Annotated in this window: 11 protein-coding genes and 2 pseudogenes; 7 read left to right on the plus strand and 6 right to left on the minus strand. The window is 62.4% G+C overall.

Annotated features, from left to right (window positions below):
- Positions 1-4: 4 nt before the first annotated feature.
- Positions 5-1,228, minus strand: coding sequence for an OprD family porin (locus tag HX811_RS19840; RefSeq protein ID WP_177047031.1), 1,224 nt, complete (start codon positions 1,226-1,228; stop codon positions 5-7).
- A 172-nt stretch (positions 1,229-1,400) separates the two neighbouring features.
- On the opposite strand from HX811_RS19840, the gene HX811_RS19845 reads away from it, so the two are divergent.
- The 6 genes and pseudogenes from HX811_RS19845 to HX811_RS32280 all read left to right on the plus strand — a co-directional run.
- Positions 1,401-2,297: a LysR family transcriptional regulator gene (locus HX811_RS19845; RefSeq protein WP_177009231.1), complete on the plus strand. Its 897-nt coding sequence runs from the start codon at positions 1,401-1,403 to the stop codon at positions 2,295-2,297.
- Between the two features lie 108 nt (positions 2,298-2,405).
- Entirely contained in the window at positions 2,406-3,845 is a 1,440-nt protein-coding gene (locus HX811_RS19850) for a YfcC family protein (protein ID WP_177028365.1), read from the plus strand.
- Between the two features lie 19 nt (positions 3,846-3,864).
- Positions 3,865-5,667 (plus strand): CocE/NonD family hydrolase, encoded by a 1,803-nt coding sequence (locus HX811_RS19855; RefSeq protein WP_177047061.1) that lies wholly within the window; start codon positions 3,865-3,867, stop codon positions 5,665-5,667.
- 64 nt (positions 5,668-5,731) lie between these two features.
- Positions 5,732-11,476 (plus strand): membrane-targeted effector domain-containing toxin, encoded by a 5,745-nt coding sequence (locus HX811_RS19860; RefSeq protein ID WP_177047033.1) that lies wholly within the window; start codon positions 5,732-5,734, stop codon positions 11,474-11,476.
- A gap of 217 nt (positions 11,477-11,693) precedes the next feature.
- Positions 11,694-12,725 (plus strand): annotated as a pseudogene (locus HX811_RS32275) (methyl-accepting chemotaxis protein); the annotation flags it as partial.
- A gap of 258 nt (positions 12,726-12,983) precedes the next feature.
- Positions 12,984-13,580: pseudogene (locus HX811_RS32280) on the plus strand (methyl-accepting chemotaxis protein); the annotation flags it as partial.
- A gap of 651 nt (positions 13,581-14,231) precedes the next feature.
- On the opposite strand, the gene HX811_RS19870 reads toward HX811_RS32280, so the two are convergent.
- From HX811_RS19870 to HX811_RS19885, 4 genes are read right to left on the minus strand one after another with little or no spacing between them, the layout of a single operon-like run.
- Positions 14,232-14,600, minus strand: coding sequence for a glyoxalase superfamily protein (locus tag HX811_RS19870; RefSeq protein WP_177021603.1), 369 nt, complete (start codon positions 14,598-14,600; stop codon positions 14,232-14,234).
- A gap of 29 nt (positions 14,601-14,629) precedes the next feature.
- Positions 14,630-16,093, minus strand: a complete 1,464-nt coding sequence (locus HX811_RS19875; protein ID WP_177047037.1) for an amidohydrolase family protein — start codon at positions 16,091-16,093, stop codon at positions 14,630-14,632.
- Between the two features lies 1 nt (position 16,094).
- Positions 16,095-16,955 carry a MurR/RpiR family transcriptional regulator gene (locus tag HX811_RS19880; RefSeq protein ID WP_102604479.1) on the minus strand — a complete coding sequence of 287 codons (861 nt, stop codon included), beginning with the start codon at positions 16,953-16,955 and terminating at the stop codon, positions 16,095-16,097.
- A 15-nt stretch (positions 16,956-16,970) separates the two neighbouring features.
- Complete coding sequence (locus tag HX811_RS19885; RefSeq protein ID WP_177047039.1) at positions 16,971-18,374, minus strand: gluconate:H+ symporter; 1,404 nt, start codon at positions 18,372-18,374, stop codon at positions 16,971-16,973.
- A 193-nt stretch (positions 18,375-18,567) separates the two neighbouring features.
- Here HX811_RS19885 and HX811_RS19890 point away from each other — a divergent pair, with 193 nt between their 5' ends.
- Positions 18,568-18,960 (plus strand): lysozyme inhibitor LprI family protein, encoded by a 393-nt coding sequence (locus tag HX811_RS19890; protein WP_177040605.1) that lies wholly within the window; start codon positions 18,568-18,570, stop codon positions 18,958-18,960.
- A 129-nt stretch (positions 18,961-19,089) separates the two neighbouring features.
- On the opposite strand, the gene HX811_RS19895 is transcribed toward HX811_RS19890, so the two are convergent.
- Positions 19,090-20,535: a SulP family inorganic anion transporter gene (locus tag HX811_RS19895; RefSeq protein ID WP_087693438.1), complete on the minus strand. Its 1,446-nt coding sequence runs from the start codon at positions 20,533-20,535 to the stop codon at positions 19,090-19,092.
- Positions 20,536-20,621 lie beyond the last annotated feature (86 nt).

Genomic DNA, 20,621 nt, shown 5'->3' on the forward strand with positions numbered 1-20,621 from the left:
CCTGTCACCACAGCGCCAGGTCGTACGTGAGGTAGACCCGGTAGTTGTCACGATCGCTCGCATAGGTCGAGCGATACGTGGCCTTGCGCAACTCGATGCCTACGCCTTTGAAGGTGCTGCCCTGGATCACGTAGCGCAGGTTGGTGTCCGACTCCCACTCACGGGCTTCGCGGCCCTTGAAATCACCGTTCTGGCCCTTGTAGTAACGGGTCATGAAGGTCAGGCCCGGCAGCACGGCGACAAAGTCGTAGTCATAACGCAGCATCCAGGTTTGCTCACCGGCCTGGATGAATTTGCCGACACCTGCGTTGCTGAAGGAATACACCGTCGACACGCTGGCGTAGGGCAACGCGGTATTGCCAGTGACTTTCTGATAACCCACGCCCAGCGCCTGCGGCCCTAGCCGGTAGGTGAACAACCCGCTGAACATGTCGCTGTCGACCTTGCCATTGCGTGCCTCGCCCGCTTCGTTGCTGATGAAGTAACGCAAGTCACTGGTCAGGCTGCCGGCACCCACTGGCTGTTTATGCACCAGGCCAAAGAACTGCTGGCGATAGAATTCACGCATTTCGCCGTAGTACCAGGTACCGCTTAGCTTGGGCGTGAAGGCATAGGTGGCGCCGGCAAAATCAAAGTCGCTGCCCTTTTTGCCGCTGTAGCCCTGGGGATAAATGTCCACGCTGTCGGTCGAGTTTCGCAGCTTGAACTTGTCCAGATGCCCGGCGTGCACGTACAGGTTACGGACGCCGCTGTACTCGACCTGAGTGCCCTGGAATGTTTGTGGCAACAGCCGGCCATCGTTGTACACCAGCACTGGAATCTTCGGCAGCAGCGTGCCGGTTTTCACCACGGCTTCACCGATGCGCATCTTCGCGGTCACGCCCAGGCTTGAGAATTCGCTGGCCGCGCGGCCATCGTCGTGCACCGGCAATAGCCCGGTGCCAGCATGGGCGCGGCTGGAGTCGAGCCGGATCCCCGACAACCCCAGCGCATCGAGGCCGAAACCCACCGTGCCTTCGGTATAACCCGATTGCAGGTTGAGCAAAAAGCCCTGGGCCCACTCCTTGCGGTCCTCGCCGCCGTCGCGGTAACCGTCGTTGAAATAGTAATTGCGCAAGGTCAATTTGCCGTGGGAATCCTCCCAGAAACCCTGGGCCATCAATGCCGGTGACAGGCTCGCCAGCAAGCCCGTGCACACCACTCCTCCCCTCGTGAAAAGCTCACGCATAACCGTCTCCCGAATGCCGTATTGTGATTTTTTATGGGCAGTTGCTGCCTGCGATACGCTGGACGGCGCGTCGCATTGCGGCGGACACTAACGGCTCCTCGAACGCCCGGCAACGTTATGCGAGAAGCGCATCAGGCTATGCGCAAAGCCCTCAAACCACAGGAAAATCACGGTGAATCTCAAGCAGCTCGAAGCCTTCAAGGCGATCATGTCCACCGGTTCGACCATCGGTGCGGCGACCCGCATGGGCCTGTCGCAATCGGCAGTCAGCCGGTTGTTGAGCCAGCTGGAAGAGGCATTGGGTTTCGCGTTGTTCCTGCGCAAAAAGGGCCGCTTGATGGCGACCCCGGAGGCTGAAGAACTGCTCGCCGAAGTGGCCGGCCTGGTCGACGGCATGCAGCGTATCCAGCGCCTGGCAGATGAGATGCGCGTGGGCCGTTCGCGCAAGAGCCTGATCAAGGTCGGGGTGCCCACCAGCATGACCCAGGAGCTGCTGCCGCGGATCGTCGCCGAGTTCCTCAAGGGCCGGGAAGACATCGTGGTCGAGCTGCTGACCGGTTCCTACGACATGATCGAACGGGCCGTGCTCGACCGCTCCGCCGACCTCGGTTTTGTGCGCTTGCCTACCGAGATTCCCGACTTCGAGATTGAACCGGTGCTGGAAACAGAAGGCGTGTGCGTGATGCCCGCTGACCATCCGCTGACCCGCCACGCCTGCATCGAAGTGCAACACTTGCGGGACGTGCCGCTGGTAATGCTGGGCCGGCAACGGGCCCTGCGGGCGGAGTTGAACCAGGTGTTTCGCGCAGCCAACCTGACGCCCCAAGTGCGGGTGGAAGTGCACTCGGTGGGCGCCGCATGCAGTTTTGTCGCCGAGGGGTTGGGGGTGTCGATCGTCAATGGTTTGCTGGCCAGCCACTTCATGCATTTGCCGATTGTGGCCCGCCCGTTTCGACCGGCATTGCCCTATGCATTCGGCCTGGCGTTTCGCGCGGATGAACCCAGGTCCAAGGTGGTGACGGCGTTTGCCGAGCACCTCAAGCACCGCCTGGCCGCACAAAACGCATAGCCCAACCCAGCCCGCGCATAACGTTGTCGCCGTTAAAACTTTGCCCTAGTGTCCGCTCCACAAGTGTCACCCGACACAACAATAACAGCGCACACCGGGGCAACCAGCATGACCGAACCGCAGATCGTCCGTACCCACTCGCCCACTGAAACGCCGGTGGAAAAACCCGCGCAGCGCAAGCAGATCAACCCGGCCATCATTCTGTTGAGCATCGTGCTGCTGGCTGTCGCCTTCACCTACGCGGTGAACTCGGGCAAGTTCCAGCGCCAGAACGGCCTGGTGGTTCCGGGCTCCTATCAGGTGCTGGAAAAGCACGACTCCCTGGGCCAACTGTTCTCCCTCGAACCGCGCAAGGCCAGCGATACGGTCGCTCGGCCGGTATCGTTGGTCGAGGGCTTCATGGCCATTCCCCAAGGCATCGAAAAACGCGCCGCGCTGATTTTCATGGTGCTGTTCATCGGTGGGATGTTCGGCGTGTTGAACAAGGCCGGTGTGATTGATGCCGGTCTTGAACGCCTGCTGGGGTTGACCCGGGGCAATATCTACGTGCTGGTGCCCAGCCTGATGCTGGTGTTTTCCGCCGGCAGCACCTTCATGGGCCTGGCCAAGGAATTCATCCTGATCGTGCCGTTGATGGTGGCCATGGCCAACCGCTTGGGGCTGTCGAACCTGATCGGCCTGGCCATCGTGGCCATCTCGGTGAAGATCGGCTACCTGGCCTCCATCTCCAACCCGGTGGCGCTGTCCGTGGCGCAGCCGATGGTGGGGCTGCCGATTTTCAGCGGCCTGAGCATGCGCGTCCTGGCCTACTGCACGTTCCTGCTGGTGGGCATCGCGTTCGTACTGTGGAGTATCCGCAAGCATGGGTTTGATGCCAGCGCGCAGATCACCTTCGAACGCAAACCGCTGCCCCTGCGCCACCTGCTGAACCTGATCGTGCTGGGGGCCGGTATTGGTTTCCTGGTATACGCCTCGAACCGCTGGGAGTGGAAATACCACGAGCTGTCGGCGTTCTACCTGCTGCTGACCGTGGCCTTCACGGTGATCGCCGGGCTTGGCGCCAGCACCGCCGCCAGCGCCTTTGTCGACGGCATGAAAAAGGTGCTGATCGCCGGTGTGTTGATCGGCCTGGCGACCGCCGTGGAAATCATCCTCAGCACCGGCCAGGTGCTCGACACCATCGTCAACAGCCTCGCCAATCTGGTGGGCGATCATGGCCCGGTGGTTTCGGCCTACGGCATGTTCTTCGCACAACTGGGCCTGGATGTACTGATCCCGTCCACCTCGGGGCAGGCGGCGGTGACCATGCCTATCTTCGGGCCGCTGGGACAGCTCTCCGGCGTCAGCCCGCAAACCACGGTGTTCGCGTTTTTGATGGGCAACGGCCTGACCAACATGATCACCCCGACCTCCAGCGGCCTGTTGGTATTGCTGGCCACCGCCAACGTCGGCTGGGGCCAGTGGGCACGCTACATCCTGCCGCTGTTTCTGATCTATGCGGTGCTGGCGATGGTGTTGTTGGCCATTGCCGTAGGCACCGGGTACTGAACCCATGAGTGTTTTCCCCATGCAGACGTTGCACAACCAGATGATCGCCATGCGCGACGGCATCCACCTGGCCACCGATATCTACTTGCCCCAAGGTCCAGGCCCTTTTCCGGTGGTGATCGAACGCACCCCGTACGACAAGAGCAAACCATCGCGCTCGGAAATCCAGCTCGACGGCCAGCATATTTCCCGCGAGCAAATGGCCGCGCGGTTCACGGCCCAGGGCTTTGTCGCGATCTTCCAGGATTGCCGCGGGCGCTATGCCTCCGAAGGCGTGTTCACCAAATACACCGCCGAGGGCAAAGACGGTTGCGACACCCTGGCCTGGATCGTCGAGCAGCCGTGGTGCAACGGCAAGATTGGCAGCATGGGCCTGTCCTACGCCGCCCACACGCAACTGGCGATGGCCTGCCTGCATCCGCCGGGCCTCGCCAGCATGGTGCTGGACAGCGGCGGCTTCGCCAATGCCTACCAATGCGGGATTCGCCAGGGCGGCGCGCTGGAGCTCAAGCAAGCCACCTGGGCGTTTCGCCAGGCCAAGGAAAGCCCGGCGGCACTGGCGGATCCGAAGATCCTCGAAGCCCTGGAACAGGAAGACATCCACCAGTGGTTCAAGCGCATGCCGTGGCACGCCGGGCAATCGCCCCTGCGGCATGTGCCGGAGTACGAAGCCTATCTGCTGGAGCAGTGGGCCCAGGGCGACTTCGGCCCGTACTGGCAAGCGCCGGGCATCTACGCCGAAGGGCATTACCACGATCTGCCGGATATCCCGGTGCTGTTCATGTCCAGTTGGTACGATGCCTATGTCAGTTCGACCCTCGCCAACTACGCGGCGTTTTGCGCCGGCAGTACGGCGCAGCATCAGTTGATCATGGGCCCCTGGCTGCATGGTGATCGCAATATCACTCACAGTGGCGATGCGCAATTTGGTGCGCCAGCGGCTTTCGACGGGCAGGTGGCGAAAGACTGGTTGAGCTGCCGCCTGGACTGGTTTGAACGCACCCTCAAGGGTTCGCCGCTGCCTGCAGCCGCGGCGGTGAAGGTGTTCTTGATGGGCGGTGGCACCGGTGAGCGCGATCAACAGGGGCGCTTGCAACATGGCGGGCACTGGATCGACAGTCATCAATGGCCGCTACCGGATAGCCGGCAACTCACCCTGCACCTCACCGCACAACGCCAACTGCAACCTGAACCGCCGACCACCGAGGGCCAGCTCAGCTACTGCGCCGACCCGGCCGATCCGGTGCCGACCATCGGTGGCGCCCTGACCTCCGGCGCGCCGATTTTTGTCGGCGGCGCTTTCGACCAACGCGAGCGGGCGGACTTCTTCGGTACCCGTGGCGACCAGCGCCCCCTGGCCGAGCGCAGCGATGTCTTAAGCTTCCAGACCGAGCCACTCAGCCACGACCTGATCGTCGCAGGCCCGCTGCGCGTAGAGCTATGGATCGACAGCGATGCGCCCGACACCGACTTCACCGCCAAACTGGTCGACGTCTACCCGGACGGCTACGCCATGAACATCACCGACGGCATCCTGCGGGCCCGCTACCGAAACACCTGGGAGCACCCCACCCTGCTGACCCCGGGTGAGCGGGTCAAGGTGGCGATCGAACCCTTCGCCACCTGCAATCTGTTCCAGCGCGGCCACCGGTTGCGCCTGGACATCGCCAGCAGCAACTTCCCGCGCTTTGACGTCAACCCCAACAGCGGCGAAGCACCCGGCCAGGCAGAACATCCCAGGGTGGCGCGCAACACGCTACACCTGAGTACCGATTGCCCGTCACGCCTGATACTGACCGTGGTCGAGGCCTTGAGTAACTAACTACCGCCATCCACACGCCGAGACTGCGCACCCTCAGGGACCATTGACTCCCTGAGGACCGGCCATGCCCGCCCAGCCCCCGAACACATCACCACTTACCCCGGAACAACTGAACGGCTACCTGCTGCAAATCGGTCATCGTCTACAGATTTTCCCCAACGGCCACGCACCGGCAGCGCAGTCTTCTACCGAGTTGCTGGAGGTGCAGGCATTGCACACCGCCCTGGCAGAAGAAAGCCGCTGGAGCCTGCAGAACGCACAGGTGCATTACACCGTCCCCGGCGACTGGGTGATCCAGGGCGAACCCGGCCGGTTGAACCGCACGCGCATCAGCCAGGCATTGCACAAGAAGCTGGCGGCCCTGGAAATCGAACGGCGGCCCAACGGCCATCTACGCAAGAACTGGATACTCGACAGCCACCAGCCGATGCTGGAGGCCGAGGCCAGGCTGAAGGTCAAGGATCGCCTGCTCAGCCCTGCCGACCAGCTGCTGGTGACGAATATCGTCAGCGGCCCCGAGCTGCGCCCGGGAATCCATCGCCTGACGTTTCGCTACCGCCAGCAGACCATCGAGTTCGCCGGGGCGTTCGTCCTCACGCGTAGCCAGACACCGGCCACCCACCTGGAAATCGAGGACGGTGATGTGTTGCTGTTCACCCCTTCCCGAGGCCTGGAGGCTTTCACCTCGCTCAAACACCTGGATCGCACGCTGCAAGAGCGCATGAAGCAGGCGGCCTGGCGTCAGGAACTGCTGCAACACTTGCCGCGCCGTTACCAGCACTTGCGCGCGGCGAGTATCTGGCCGCTGGTGCCAGGCCCTATCGACAGCCTCCCGCTGAACGAACACACCTACAACGCCCTGCAGGACAAACAACATCAGGACATCGCGTTTGCCCTTGGCCTGGACGGCCACCCCGCGCCGACAGACGTCGCCAGAATGACCCTCGAACTGGACCAGGCGCTGCGCTGCTCGCCTTGGGACCTGTCCTCGCGCCTGGAACTGCGCGCGCAACAGTTACTGGAAAAACTGCTCCACGAATCCGCCCCCGACTGGTACCGCAGCGCCAATGAGTCTCAGCGCAAAACCCTCGCCGAACACCTGCGCACTTACGAACACCTCAGCCTGCAAGTGCTGGCGCTGCTCGGCCCGGCGGCCTCGCCGGAGGCCATGGCGCGCCTGCAATTGCTTGAGCACCTGGACGACGACCTGGATATCCAGGGCCTGATCCCCGAGCAACTGCAGATCAGCACCGAGCGCACCCTGAAGTCAGGCAACTCGTACAACCAGCACAACAACCTGGTGCAACTGGCGGTACGTGGCTTGCACCGTGGCGATGAACACGCCGGTTCCGAGTTTCTCGAGCACACCCAACTGACCTACGCCCAGCAGCCATTGCCGCCCGAGTTCCAGGACGTCACCCCGGCTTACCTCGCCGACCTGCTGGCCAAGGTTCAACCAAGCCTGAGCTTCGCCGAAGAACAAAAGCGCGCCCACAGTTTGCCCGCCGTACAGGAAGCCATGCAGCAGATGCTCGACAGCCGCCTGCACGCGCTGGCCTACAGTGCATCGTTGCAAAACCATATCAGCGCGGACGACTACGCACTGCTGCAGACCCTGAGTGAAGGTCCATCGCCCACACTTACCGCCTGCTGTCTGTTCCTGCACAAGGCTCCGCTCAAGGACCTGTGGGTGCTGCGCCAGACCGATGCAACGGGCGCGGTCAAACGCTTGCTGCTGTGCACGCCTCATGCGCCACGCGCCGAACAGTTCCAGGCCTTTGGCAGCGAGCGGGAATTGCAGGCGCATATCCTCGGCTGGAGTCAGGAGATAGCGTCCGCTCCCGATTCGCGCAGCATGAAAGACTACCTGCTTGAACAGTTGGTCAGCCGGATCCGGCCCAAATACAGCGCGATGCTTTCCGCCCTGGGTTTTACCCCGGCCAGCCTTGAGTATTTGATGATCAGTTTCGGCGCGCCCTCCACCTATGAGGCCTGCCTGGTGGAAATGAGCACCACGACGCTGGCCATGCAGGCCGATGAATACCTGTATCAGATGCCAAAGTGGCTGAGCCAGGCATCGGCAGCCGACCGACAGAAACTCGCCGATCTCAAGGAACAGGCACTGGGCGCGGCACAGGCCTACGCCGCAAGCCCGGGTAGCCCACAACAGTTTCCCGACTTCGACAGTTACTTGCACAAGGCGGCAAAAGCCGCCCTCAACCAACTGCTCGGCAACCCGATCCCGGCGGTAGACCCAAACCTCGTGGGCGTGATCACCCCGCGCGAACGCGTCAGCTACACCACGCTGTACCGCAACGGCTACGACGCCAGCCTGGGCTTTATCAACCCCGACGCCAGCACCACCGCGCAGTTCAAGGGACCGCCCGGCGTCGACCTGAGTCGACTCACCGCGCAAACGGTGAGCAACTCGGTCAGAGGTACCTGGATCGGTGACCGCTATGTCGCCGAGGTCGAGAAAACCCTGTTGGACCCGCAAGGCCCCCACTATGCATGGCGCCGCAACATGGCCCTGGAGGTTGCCCAACTGCACATGCACGTCGCTGCGCTTGAGTGCTGCCTGCAAGGCTGCCTGGCAACAAGCGACCTGGCCTGGCTGGAAAAAAGCATCGACAGCCTGGCCGATAACAGCGATGCCGTGCGCAATCGGTATCGGCTCTATCCCCTGCACATCAGCGGGCAAGTGATCGATGGCTGCTACCTGTTCCACCACGCCAACGACCTGCCCCTGCTCTACACCCCGCACGCACCGGATGGCATCGCCTTCAGGCCGCAACGGGAATTCAACGAACGCCTGAAAAAGCTTGAAGGCATGGACACCTACTACATCAGCCGGGTCGCCAGCGTTGAGCGCGCGGCGTTCGAGCCGAGGTTGCATGCGTTGGTGGCCGGCCTGCCGGCACAGCTCAAGGGGGTGTATTCCAAGCCGGTGTTCGACGAAGTGCCTCGCACCGCACTGCCGCTGAAGAACCTGCATTACCACACCTACGACAAAAAGCTGCGTCACCGTATCGACGAAGTCAAAAGCACCACCACCGGGCGCTTGCAGATGATCATGGAGCTGGTCAGCGTGATCGGCGAAATCACCATTGCCGTGCTGACCGCGCCCTTCCCGACACTGAGCCTGGCCTTGGGCGGCTTGCTGGTGTTCAAGGATTCGATGCTCGCCCTGCATGCCTACAGCCGCAACGACACCGCCGCCGCGCTGGGACACTATCTGGGTGCGCTGCTCAATGCCGGCGGGACGTTGTTGACCGACCTGCGGCCCCTGCTGTTCGCCCCCGTCAAGCTCGCCCGTCCGCCGTTGCGCCATATTGCCCGGGTGACCAAGGACCAACAGGCCATGAGCTTGATCAAGCAACTGCAACCGCAACCCCCCTTGCCCCAGGGCATGCAGCCCGTGCTGTTTGCCGGCGACAGCCTGTGGGCCTCGCACACCCCGGACAGCCTGGGGCGATTCCTGTTGTTTCGCTACGACAACGCCAGCGGGCAATTGCGCTCCACCGGCAAGCTGGTGAACCAGACGGTGGACGGCCAGTGGCAGCGCTCCGGTGTCATCGGTGGCATGCCTGGCCCTGAAAGACTCGGGCAGCCCTATGAGTTGTCGGAAAAGTTTCGCCGGGACGTAGCGGCCGTCATCGCCCCCGAGGACAGGTCGGCGCTGTTCCTGCAGATCGCCTACCTGGATCGAGACCTCAATACCCACAGCATCTGGATCTCGCGTCGGCAACTCGCCCCGGCACTCAAACAGCACCTGGACAATGTCAGGGCCCTGACGGATGACGCCGACGCGTTTTTTGCACGGTTGCCCGCCGTGGTTCCCCGGGCCGAAACCCTGAACCCGGCGCCAGACATCGCCCTGCGTGATTTGCTCAAGCTGCTGATCGATGACGCGCACCACCTGGTAGTGGGCGAGGCACCGTTTTCCACCGCAGCTAAACAGGTGCTGATCGAAAACATGCAATACCTGCGCGAACTGAACGTGATGGTTCTCTATATCGAGCCGCTGTGGCGCGACATTCATCACCTGAAAACCCACTCACGGTTTTCCAGTGGCTTCTCCAAACGGGCCGAGGGCCAGCTCAAATCCATCGACAAGGAAAATTACCGCGACCCCGAAGGGTTGTACGGCCACTGGATGCTGGTAAAGACCGCGCAACAGCACGGGATTGAGGTCAGGCCGTTGAACGCCTCAAGCTCCTACGACCTGGAAAACACCCTGTGCCTGTTTGATTCACGCCCGGCACCGATTCGCGCCAACCGGCTGACCAACTTTTACTCCCACACCCTCATCAACGATGACCAGGCGAAAAAACCGGGCGAGCGCTGGATAGCGTTGGTTGATCAAAAACGCATGAGTACCTATCGCGGCACGCCGGGCCTGGCCGACCTGCAAAAGAGCATTGCCCTGCGGGTCGACGACGCCTTCGACCAACCCACCCGAGTCATCGCGGATGTGGCCGGCGGCATTCCCGGCGATGCCCTGGCCAAGGGCGACCTGAAGCTGTCGTTGCACACGGCACGCCAACCGGCGCCGCACCCGGGGCCCTCGGCGGAGCGCTCACACGCGCTACGGCCAACGCGCCCTCTGCCTGTTGAGGCGCCGCGCCACTTCAGCACCTTTGACCTGCCCCATGAACACCTGGGCCTGATCAGCGAGGAAATCACCTTGCCGATAGGCACGCGTGAAGCGCTCTTCGCCACCGCCTACAGGGAGACCGCCAGCAGCCGTCGCGCGGCGCAAACCACGTTCGACCAGACCCGCAAAAAACTTCAGGATCAGGCCCAGGCGTTTTTTACCGAACACACACCGCCTGCTCGAGGAGCACTGCCTGCGGTCGACCCGGCCCTGGATGAGGCGAAATTTATCGATCAACTGCTGGACACCGCCGATGGCCTGGTAGTCGGCGAAGCCCACGCCGGTACGTCGAGCAAAGGCTTCCTCAGCCGGCACATGGAATACCTGAAGGGCCCGCGAGAAGTAAAAACCCTGTACATGGAGCAACTCACCACCGAGCTGCATCAAGCCGACCTGGATATCGTCCACAGCCTGGGCTTTATGCCAGATGAACTGTGGAGCTACCTCAACGCATTGGACAAAGGCCATGGCGTACCGGCCGACAGCCCCTACGGTTTTGTCAGCTTGGTGCAGGTGGCGATGAAGCATAACGTGCGGATCCGCGCACTCGACTGTGTCGCCAGCTTGCGGGTGGACGGCATGCCCGCCTCCAGGACATCAATGTTCAACTACTTTGCAACCCAGGTGATCCGCGCTGATCAGCTTCAACAGGGGCCACACAAGTGGGTCGCGCTGGTGGGCGAAACGCACGCCAATACCCATCGCGGCGTGCCGGGCATTGCCGAGCTCAACAACGGCATCAGTCTGCTGCTGGACGATGTGCCTCCCGGCTCGGCCAGCGGCTTTGTGCGTGAGCCCGCCAGCGTCCAGGCGCTGCCGCGCGAGCAGCAATGGCCACTGGTGCGCTACGACTTCAAGAAAAACGTCGAAGTCGCCGGTGCGCCATTGCCGCTACCTGCCACGCCCGCACCCCCCCTCAGCCTCGAACAACGCCTGCGGCGCAAAGGCGACTACCTGCTTCAGCGCACCCTGGACGACGGGTTGGAGATGGTCCATAAAAACCGCGACGACGTACTGGTCCACACCGCGTTGCAGCAGGATGCCAGGGGGCACTTCGTCAATCGCTGGAACCTGGATGACCGCCGTTTCAGCAGCAGGGAAGCGTTGATCGACATCATCACCACCAGCAAAAGAATGCGCCAAGTCCACTGATCCTCGCACCGCCCTCTGCATGAGGGCGGTGCGACCGCTCGTCGCTCACGTTCCATAAATCCTGCCCTCACGAAAAAACCGTTTCAGCTCTCGCCAGGGCTGCCGATACCTCCTGACTACCCATCGGCTGGTCGCTACTTCCAGCAACCGGATGTACCCGCAAATCTGTTCCTGGAGGAATGCGATGAATAGTTGGTTCGGCAACATCAGCGTCAATATGAAACTGGGCCTGGGCTTCGGCCTGGTACTGGTCCTCACCTCGATCCTCGCGCTCACCGGCTGGACCAGCCTGGGCGGCCTGATCGACCGCAGCAACTGGATGAGCGACATCACCCAGCTCAACGCTTCGCTGACCAAACTGCGCATCGTGCGCCTGCAATACATGTTGGCCAACGGCGACGAAGCCGTGGCGCAAAACGTGCAGACCAACCTCGACGGTTTTGTCGCCCAGCAACAGAAGCTGCTGGACAGCTTCAAGAGCCCGGACAACCTCAAGCTGCTCAATGAGCAAAAAGCGATCATCACCGCTTACCAGCAGTCCTTGAACAAAATGCGCGAGGCCTACCGCAACGGTAACGCCGCGCGCCAGGTCATGGGCGACAAGGCTGACATCGCCAATGCGCAGATCAGTGCCCTGGACGCCAGCGTGCGCCAGATGCCCGAGAGCACCGAGCGCTTTGCCCAGTTCGAGGCCGTGACCAGCGCCAAGGAACAGTTCCAGTTGGCCCGCTACGAAGTGCGCGGCTACACCGGTAACGTCAACGCCGAGACTGAAGCCCGCGCCGCCGCGCAGATCGAGAAAGCCATCGACGGTCTGAAAGGCCTGCACGCAGCGTTTGGCGCCAGCCAACAGCCTGCACTGACGGCCCTGGAAACCGCCCTCGGTGCTTATCGCAGCGCGGTGCAGAACTACAAGGCGGCCAACGCCAACATCGTCTCGGCCCGGGCAGAAATGACCACCCAGGGCACCGACATTGTCACCATCAGCGACAAGCTGTACGACATCCAGTTGCAACGTCGTGACGCGGAAAGCGCCCAGGCCCGCAGCCTGCAACTGATCAGCACATTGCTGGCCTTGCTGGTGGGCATCGTGGCTGCGGTGATCATCACCCGCCAGATCACCCGCCCACTGCGCGAGACCCTCGCCGTGGTGGAGCGCATCGCTTCCGGCGACCTGAGCCACGACATCCAGGTGACCCGCCGCGACGAACTCGGCGTGTTGCAGCAAGGCATCCAGCGCATGGGCACCACCCTGCGTGAACTGATCAGCGGCATCCGCGACGGCGTGACCCAGATCGCCAGCGCCGCCGAAGAGCTGTCGGCCGTGACCGAACAGACCAGTGCCGGGGTCAACAGCCAGAAGATCGAGACCGATCAAGTGGCCACCGCCATGCACGAGATGACCGCCACCGTGCAGGAAGTCGCACGCAACGCCGAACAAGCGTCCCAGGCTGCCTCGGCCGCCGACGGTGAAGCCCGTGCCGGTGACAAGGTGGTGGCCGAAGCCATCGCCCAGATCGAGCGCCTGGCAGCTGAAGTGGCACGTTCCACCGACGCCATGACGCACCTGCAACAAGAGAGCAACAAGATCGGCAGCGTGATGGACGTGATCAAGGCCGTGGCCGAGCAGACCAACCTGCTGGCGCTCAACGCCGCCATCGAAGCAGCGCGTGCCGGTGAAGCCGGTCGCGGTTTTGCGGTGGTCGCCGATGAGGTGCGCGGCCTGGCCCAGCGCACCCAGAAATCCACCGAAGAAATCGAAGGCCTGGTGGCCGGTTTGCAGAACGGCACCCAGCAAGTGGCCGCCGTGATGAACAACAGCCGCAGCCTCACCGACAGCAGCGTCGAACTGACGCGCAAGGCCGGTGTGTCACTGGAAAACATCACCCGTACGGTGTCGAATATCCAGTCGATGAACCAGCAGATCGCCGCAGCCGCCGAGCAGCAGAGTGCCGTGGCGGAAGAGATCAGCCGCAGTATCGTGAATGTGCGGGACGTGTCGGAGCAGACTGCAGCGGCCAGTGACGAGACGGCCAAGTCGAGTGTGGAACTGGCGCGTTTGGGCGGGCAGTTGCAGCAGATGGTCAGCCATTTCCGGGTGTAAATCCCAGGTACAAAAAAGCCGCCCCGGTCGAAACCGGGGCGGCCCACTTCTCAGACCTTAACGGTCATCAAAGCTGTCCCGCAGGAATTTCCACACGTGATAAACACGCAGGGAGTTCACTACGAGGTCCCACGTACGTCGTGCAAACTTGGACATACTCGGCCCTCCATCAGTTGGGCCTACCTCCAGCGCACTTACCGGAACACGTGAGCCTTCGGACGCAGGTCAATGCTTCCAGTGAGGCGGCCGGGCTTTGGTTCCTCCCGCATGAATCCGGCACGGATTACTAGCCCGTGGCGTTCGGTCCATAAATTCGCGCGCGTACCCAGCCCACCTACAAACGACATACACAGAACGGGGGCGATACTAACCAACATCCCGCTCAAAGGTGTGACCTGGGAGAACTAATCCACCGGTAACGCTCCAAGAATTTATTGCCAGTTTTTGCAGTCGTCCTTAAATAGCGTAGATCTCAAAGAACTGAAAACACCGAGTGACACCAGGCCTTGCGTGATGCCTGAACCGACAGTAGTATCCGGTCAGCAGGTCAATGCTTCCGGTGAGGCGCAACCCCAGCCGCGAACTGGGATTGCAATAAAAAACCGCCCTACTAAGGCGGTTTTTTATTGCCTGCGATTTATGCGCGCAGCCTCAGCTGCTGACTTCTTCAACAAACACCAACCGGTTCCCAGACGGGTCGCTGATGCTCATCTCGCGGCTGCCCCACGGCGTGTCTTCAATACCGGGCTTGGCGTTGCGGTAATTCCTGGCCAGCAATTGTTGCTGGTACGCTTCCAACCCTTGAGCCTGAATCCGCACCGCCGCACCTGGCGTGCAATCGCCATGGTGCTCGGACAAGTGCAGCACGCAGTCCCCCAGCGACACCTGCAGGTACAGCGGAAAGTTGTCTTCAAACCGGTGCTGCCAATCGACCTTGAACCCCAGGAAGTCGACGTAGAACTCCAACGTTTTGGCCTCGTCGAAACTGCGCAAGATGGGGGTGACTTTTCCTAAGTGCATGGCGATTGCTCCGTGTTTGAGAGCGGCCACTATACGGCCGCAAATCCCTTTCGCAAATCCCCACTGCGCGCCAGGAATCGTCCGGGACGCTGCCCGTTGGCCTGCCCGTCGCTGTAGCTGAGCACGCCGTTGACCCACACACCGTCAATCCCTTCCGCCGCGCGTTGCGGCTCCTTGAAGTCCGCCACATCCCGCACCCGCAACGGATCAAACAGCACCAGATCGGCCCAGTGTCCTTCACGGATTTCACCGCGCCCGGCCAGGCCAAAGCGCGCCGCCGACAGTCCGGTCATCTTGTGCACGGCGGTGTGCAGCGGGAACAAGCCAAGGTCCCGGCTGAAGTGCCCTAGTACCCGGGGAAACGCGCCCCACAGACGTGGATGAGGAAACGGATCTTCCGGCAAACCATCCGAGCCAATCATCGACAGCGGATGCGCCAGGATGCGCTGCACGTCGGTCTCGTCCATCCCGTAATACACCGCCCCGGCGGGTTGCAGGCGGCGTGCGGCGTCCATCAGCGGCACCGCCCACTCGGCGGCGATATCCTGCAGATCCCGCCCGCCCATTTCCGGATGCGGCGTAGACCAGGTGATGGTGATGCGAAACGCATCGGTGACTTGCTTGAGGTCCAGGGTCGAAGAGCTGGCCGCATACGGGTAGCAATCGCAGCCCACCGGGTGGGTCTTCGCCGCGTGTTCCAGCGAGGCCAACAACTGCGGACTGCGCCCCCAGTTACCGGCGCCCGCGCACTTGAGGTGGGAAATGATCACCGGCGCCTTGGCATGCCGGCCGATCAGAAAAGCCTCGTCCATCGCCTCCAGCACCGGTTCGAATTCGCTGCGCAAATGGGTGGTGTACACCGCGCCATACGCCGTCAGTTCTTCACTCAACTGCAGCACTTCATCGGTCTCGGCGTTGAAGGCGCTGGCGTATGCAAGCCCGGTGGATAAACCCAGGGCACCGTCCGCCAGACTCTCCTGCAACTGCACGCGCATCGCGGTGATTTCACCCGGCGTGGCGGTACGGTGCAGGTCGTCCATATGGTTGCTGCGCAGCGCGGTGTGGCCGATCAGGGCCGCCACATTGACGGCCGGGTGGGCGTTTTCCACCGCCGCGCGGTAATCGCTGAACCGTGGGTAGGCAAAGGCCTCGGCGGTGCCCAGCAGGTTCATCGGGTCCGGCGGATCAGCCTGCAAGCTCACGGGCGAGGCGCTGATGCCGCAGTTGCCGACAATCACCGTGGTCACGCCTTGGCTCAGCTTGGGCAGCATCTGCGGGTGACGGATCACCACCGTGTCGTCGTGGGTGTGCACGTCGATAAACCCCGGCGCCAACACGCGCCCGGCAGCGTCGATTTCATGCTCGGCGCTGTCCCGGGACAGGTCGCCGATCTTCTCGATACGCCCCTCGTGCACTGCCACATCGGCGACATAGCCGGGGGTGTTGCTGCCATCAATGATCAGCGCCTGGCGGATCAGCGTGTGGTACTTCATCTCAATCTCCAAGCGGCAGGCTGTCAGGGCCACCGCGATAATCGTCCAGGGCCAGCTTGATCCGTCGCAGGCGTTCCTGGTTGTCGTCCGGCATGGCCAAGGCCAGCTCGGTAGCGAGCACATCGATGGCCAACAGCATTCCGTAGCGCGCCGCCGTTGGCTTGTAGATAAAACTGGTTTCGGCCGGTTGCAGCGGCAGCAGCACGTCGGCCAACTGCGCCAGCGGTGAATCCGGCAGGGTGATGGCGATGATTTTTGCGCCGTAGTTGCGTGCCAGCGCCACCACGCCCAATACCTCCGGGGTGATGCCGGTCAGCGAGCAGACGATCAGCGCATGCTCCGGGCCCAGGGTGGCGGCGGTCACGCGCATCATCACCGGGTCGTGGCAGGCGTTGATCGCGTAGCCCAGGCGCACCAGGCGCACTTGCAACTCGTCGCTGCACAGGCTCGACGGCCCGCCCATGCCGAACGCGTGGATCATCCGCGCATTGCCCAGCAGGCTCACGGCGTCGACAAAACTGCGCTGGTTGAAACCGGACAGGTGCCGGCGCAACGTCGCCTCGATATCGCTGAGAATCTGCCGGTGGAACGCCGACTGCTCCGGCAGGCCCGCCGGGTCGAGGAAACGGCTGCCGACACCGCTGGCCTGGGCCAGCTGCAGGCGCAGGTCACGCAGGTCGCGGCAGCCGACGCTGCGGGCAAAACGCGACAAGGTGGCGGTGCTGACCTCGGCCCGTTGGGACAATTCTTCCAGGCTGGCGGACGCTGCAAAGCCGACATCATCGAGCATCAGCCTGGCGATACGCCCTTCGCCGGCGCTGAAGGAATCCTGGCGGGCGCGGATCTGGTAGAGGATGTCCATCGGTTCGGCTCCGGGTTACAAGATGCAGGACAAACCATAAGTCAGACCGAAGGCGACCACCGAAATCAGGGTCTCCAGCACGGTCCAGGTCTTGAAGGTCTGGATCACCGTCATATTGAAGTATTCCTTGATCAGCCAGAAGCCGCCGTCGTTTACGTGGGAAAAGATTACCGAACCCGCGCCGGTGGCCAGCACCAGCAATTCCGGGTGTGGATAACCCAGGCCCATCGCAACCGGTGCGACCACCCCCGAGGCGGTGGTCATGGCCACGGTGGCCGAGCCGGTGGCGATGCGCATCAGCGCAGCGAACAGCCAGCCCATCACCAAAGGCGACAGGTTGAAGGCGTGGGCCAGGCCGAGGATTTCATTGGTGACCCCGGCGTCCACCAGAATCCGGTTCAAACCACCGCCCGCGCCCACCAGCAAGGTGATGCTGGCGGTCGGTGCCAGGCATTCGTTGGTGAACTTGAGGATCGATTCGCGGTTGAAACCCTGGGCCAGGCCCAGCGTCCAGAAGCTCACGAGGGTCGCCACCAGCAGCGCAATCACCGAGTTACCGATAAACAACAGGAACTGGTTAAAGGCGGTGCCCGGTGTGGAAATCAGGTTGGCCCAGCCGCCGATCATCATCAGCACCACCGGTAACAGGATGGTGCCCATGGTCAGGGTGAAACTCGGCAGGCGGGTGCGCGGCGCGCGGTCGATGAACTGGCGTTCCAGCGGGTTTTCCGCCGGCAGGTGAATGTGCGGCACGATAAATTTGGCGTACAGCGGGCCGGCAATGATCGCGGTGGGTATGCCGATCAAAATTGCATACAGCACCGTCTGCCCGACCGAGGCGTTATAGGCCAGCACCGCCATCATCGCCGCCGGATGCGGCGGCACCAGCGCATGCACCACCGACAAGCCGGCCACCATCGGCAGGCCGACCATCAGGATCGACACGCCCACCCGCCGCGCCACGGTAAACGCGATCGGCACCAGCAACACAAAACCGACCTCGAAAAACAGCGGCAGCCCCACCAGGAACGCGATACACACCATTGCCCAGTGCGCGTTACGCTCGCCGAACCGGTTGATCAGCGTGCGCGCCACCTGCTCGGCGCCACCGGACTCGGCCATCATCTTGCCGAGCATGGTGCCCAGCGCGACCACCAGCGCAATATGCCCCAGCGTCTTGCCGACGCCGGCCTCGTAGGAGCCCATGATCGTGTCCGCCGGCATCCCGGCCAACAGCGCCAGGCCGATAGACACCAGGGTGATGACGATAAACGGGTTGAGCCGGTAACGCGCGATCAATACGATCAATGCAATGATGGCGATGGCGGCGTAGATCAACAGCCAATACCCCGGTGATGCGGCCATGCGGTACTCCTCGGAAAGGGTCACGTCGAATAGGTTGTGAAAGTCATAAATCATTACCGAGGTGCATTTTCAATTTTTATGAAAGTAATTTTCGCCCACAGACAAGCCCTGTCGCGCAGGGATATGCCCAGGGTCAGTGGATGAAAATTCGGGGGGCGTTTTTACATGAAGATCGCCGGGGCTGGAAACTCAACTGCGCAGGCCGAGTCTTAGACTGCACACCGACTCATGACCAGGAAAACCCAGAATGAATCGTAACCCCCTGCTTGTTCCTTTCGCCGCCGGCGCACTGTTGCTGGCCTTGTGCGGCACGGCCTCGGCCGATGAGAACCCGGCACTGAAAAAATGCATGGACGGCGCCAACACCACCGCCGACATGGTCGATTGCAACGCCAAGGAAACCAAGGTGCAGGACGCGCGCCTGAATACCGCCTACAAAACCGCGATGACGGCGATGGAAGGCAACCGCAAGCAGCAATTGCAGGACGTACAGCGCCAGTGGATCAAGTTTCGCGATGCCAATTGCGGCTTCATCGGCTCGGCCACCGGCGGCACCATTGATCAGGTCAACGGCTCCGGCTGCGTGCTGGACATGACCCAGACCCGCGCCCAGGAATTGGAAAACCTGGTCGGACCATGATCGTTCCCACGCTCTGCGTGGGAATGCATCCTGTGACGCTCCGCGTCACGATTTTAAGAGCGGACGCGGAGCGTCCAAAGCGGCGTTCCCACGCAGAGCGTGGGAACGATCATCGCACTTCAACAACGGTCAGTCGTGCTGCACCCGTGCACGCTTGAGCAGTTTGCGGCAGCGCTCGGACAGGTGCAGCACCCGCAAATGCTTGCCGGCCTTGGTGTAGCGCTCGCGCAGGGTCATCAACGCAGCAATCGCTGAATAGTCGACGAAGCTCAAGTGACGGCAATCCAGCGTCACCTGGGCCGGGTCGTTGGCCGGATCGAAGCGATTCAAAAACGGCGTGGTCGAGGCAAAAAACAGCGTGCCGTGCACCCGATAGAGTTTGCTGCCGTCCGCTTCCATATGTTCATCCGCGTACAGCTCGCGCGCTTGCTGCCAGGCGAAGTTCAGCGCCGCAATCACAATCCCGCACAGCACCGCCGTCGCCAGGTCGGTGAACACGGTAATCACCGTCACCGCCATGATCACCAGCACGTCGTTGAGCGGCACCTTGTTGATCACCCGCAACGAAGCCCAGGCAAACGTCTGCTGGGACACCACAAACATCACCCCCACCAGCGCCGCCAGCGGAATGCGCTCGATCAGCGGTGACAGAAACAGAATGAACAGCAGGATCATCACCCCGGCAAATACCCCGGAGAAGCGCCCGCGCCCGCCGGAACTGAGGTTGATCACGGTTTGTCCGATCATCGCGCAACCGCCCATGCCGCCGAACAGGCCCGAGACCATGTTGGCGGCACCCAAGGCCACGCTTTCGCGGTCCGGGTAGCCGCGGGTTTCGGTGATTTCGTCGGTGAGGTTGAGGGTCAGCAGGGTTTCCAGCAGGCCGACCATGGCCATCAGGATCGCGTAGGGCGCGATGATGTGCAGGGTTTCGAGGGTCCAGGGAATCTGTGGCAGCGCGAAGGTCGGCAGGCCGCCGGCGATGTGGGCCATGTCGCCCAGGGTGCGGGTCGGCAGGCCGAGCAGGTACACCGCCAGGCCAACGCCGAGGATCGCCACCAGGGCTGGCGGTACGGCGCGGGTCAGGCGCGGCAGCAGGTAGACGATGGCCATGGTTGCCGCGACCAGGCCGGTCATTACGTACAGCGGCGTGCCGCTGAGCCAGGTGTCACCGCTCTTGAAATGCTCCAGCTGCGCCAGGGCAATGATGATCGCCAGGCCGTTGACGAACCCGAGCATCACCGGGTGCGGCACCATGCGCACCAGCTTGCCCAGGCGCAACAGGCCGAAGGCGACCATGATCAACCCGCCCAGCAACACCGTGGCCAGCAGGTACTGCACGCCGTGCTGCACCACCAGCGCGACGATCACCACCGCCATCGAGCCGGCGGCCCCGGAGACCATGCCAGGCCGGCCGCCGAACAGCGCGGTAAGGGTGCAGATGATGAATGCGCCGTAGAGGCCCATCAGCGGGTTGAGATGAGCCACCAGGGCAAAGGCGATGCATTCGGGCAGCAAGGCAAAAGACGTGGTGAGTCCGGCCAGGGCGTCGGCGCGCAGACGGGTGAGGTTCATTGAAGTACCGGGGAGTTGCGAGGGATAAGGCTGGGGATGGTACGGAATTGGGCGGGGTGGGGCTAGTGTTGGGTAAGACCGTTGGA

This window comes from Pseudomonas sp. F8002 (genome assembly GCF_013385495.1).
Classification (GTDB): domain Bacteria; phylum Pseudomonadota; class Gammaproteobacteria; order Pseudomonadales; family Pseudomonadaceae; genus Aquipseudomonas.

What these genes read in the sequence shown, in the direction of transcription:
- HX811_RS19840 (WP_177047031.1), bottom strand. Translation starts at nt 1,228, where the DNA reads ATGCGTGAGCTTTTCACGAGGGGAGGAGTGGTGTGCACGGGCTTGCTG.
- HX811_RS19850 (WP_177028365.1), top strand. Translation starts at nt 2,406, where the DNA reads ATGACCGAACCGCAGATCGTCCGTACCCACTCGCCCACTGAAACGCCG.
- HX811_RS19860 (WP_177047033.1), top strand. Translation starts at nt 5,732, where the DNA reads ATGCCCGCCCAGCCCCCGAACACATCACCACTTACCCCGGAACAACTG.
- HX811_RS19875 (WP_177047037.1), bottom strand. Translation starts at nt 16,093, where the DNA reads ATGAAGTACCACACGCTGATCCGCCAGGCGCTGATCATTGATGGCAGC.
- HX811_RS19895 (WP_087693438.1), bottom strand. Translation starts at nt 20,535, where the DNA reads ATGAACCTCACCCGTCTGCGCGCCGACGCCCTGGCCGGACTCACCACG.
- HX811_RS19880 (WP_102604479.1), bottom strand. Translation starts at nt 16,955, where the DNA reads ATGGACATCCTCTACCAGATCCGCGCCCGCCAGGATTCCTTCAGCGCC.
- HX811_RS19885 (WP_177047039.1), bottom strand. Translation starts at nt 18,374, where the DNA reads ATGATTTATGACTTTCACAACCTATTCGACGTGACCCTTTCCGAGGAG.
- HX811_RS19855 (WP_177047061.1), top strand. Translation starts at nt 3,865, where the DNA reads ATGCAGACGTTGCACAACCAGATGATCGCCATGCGCGACGGCATCCAC.
- HX811_RS19870 (WP_177021603.1), bottom strand. Translation starts at nt 14,600, where the DNA reads ATGCACTTAGGAAAAGTCACCCCCATCTTGCGCAGTTTCGACGAGGCC.
- HX811_RS19890 (WP_177040605.1), top strand. Translation starts at nt 18,568, where the DNA reads ATGAATCGTAACCCCCTGCTTGTTCCTTTCGCCGCCGGCGCACTGTTG.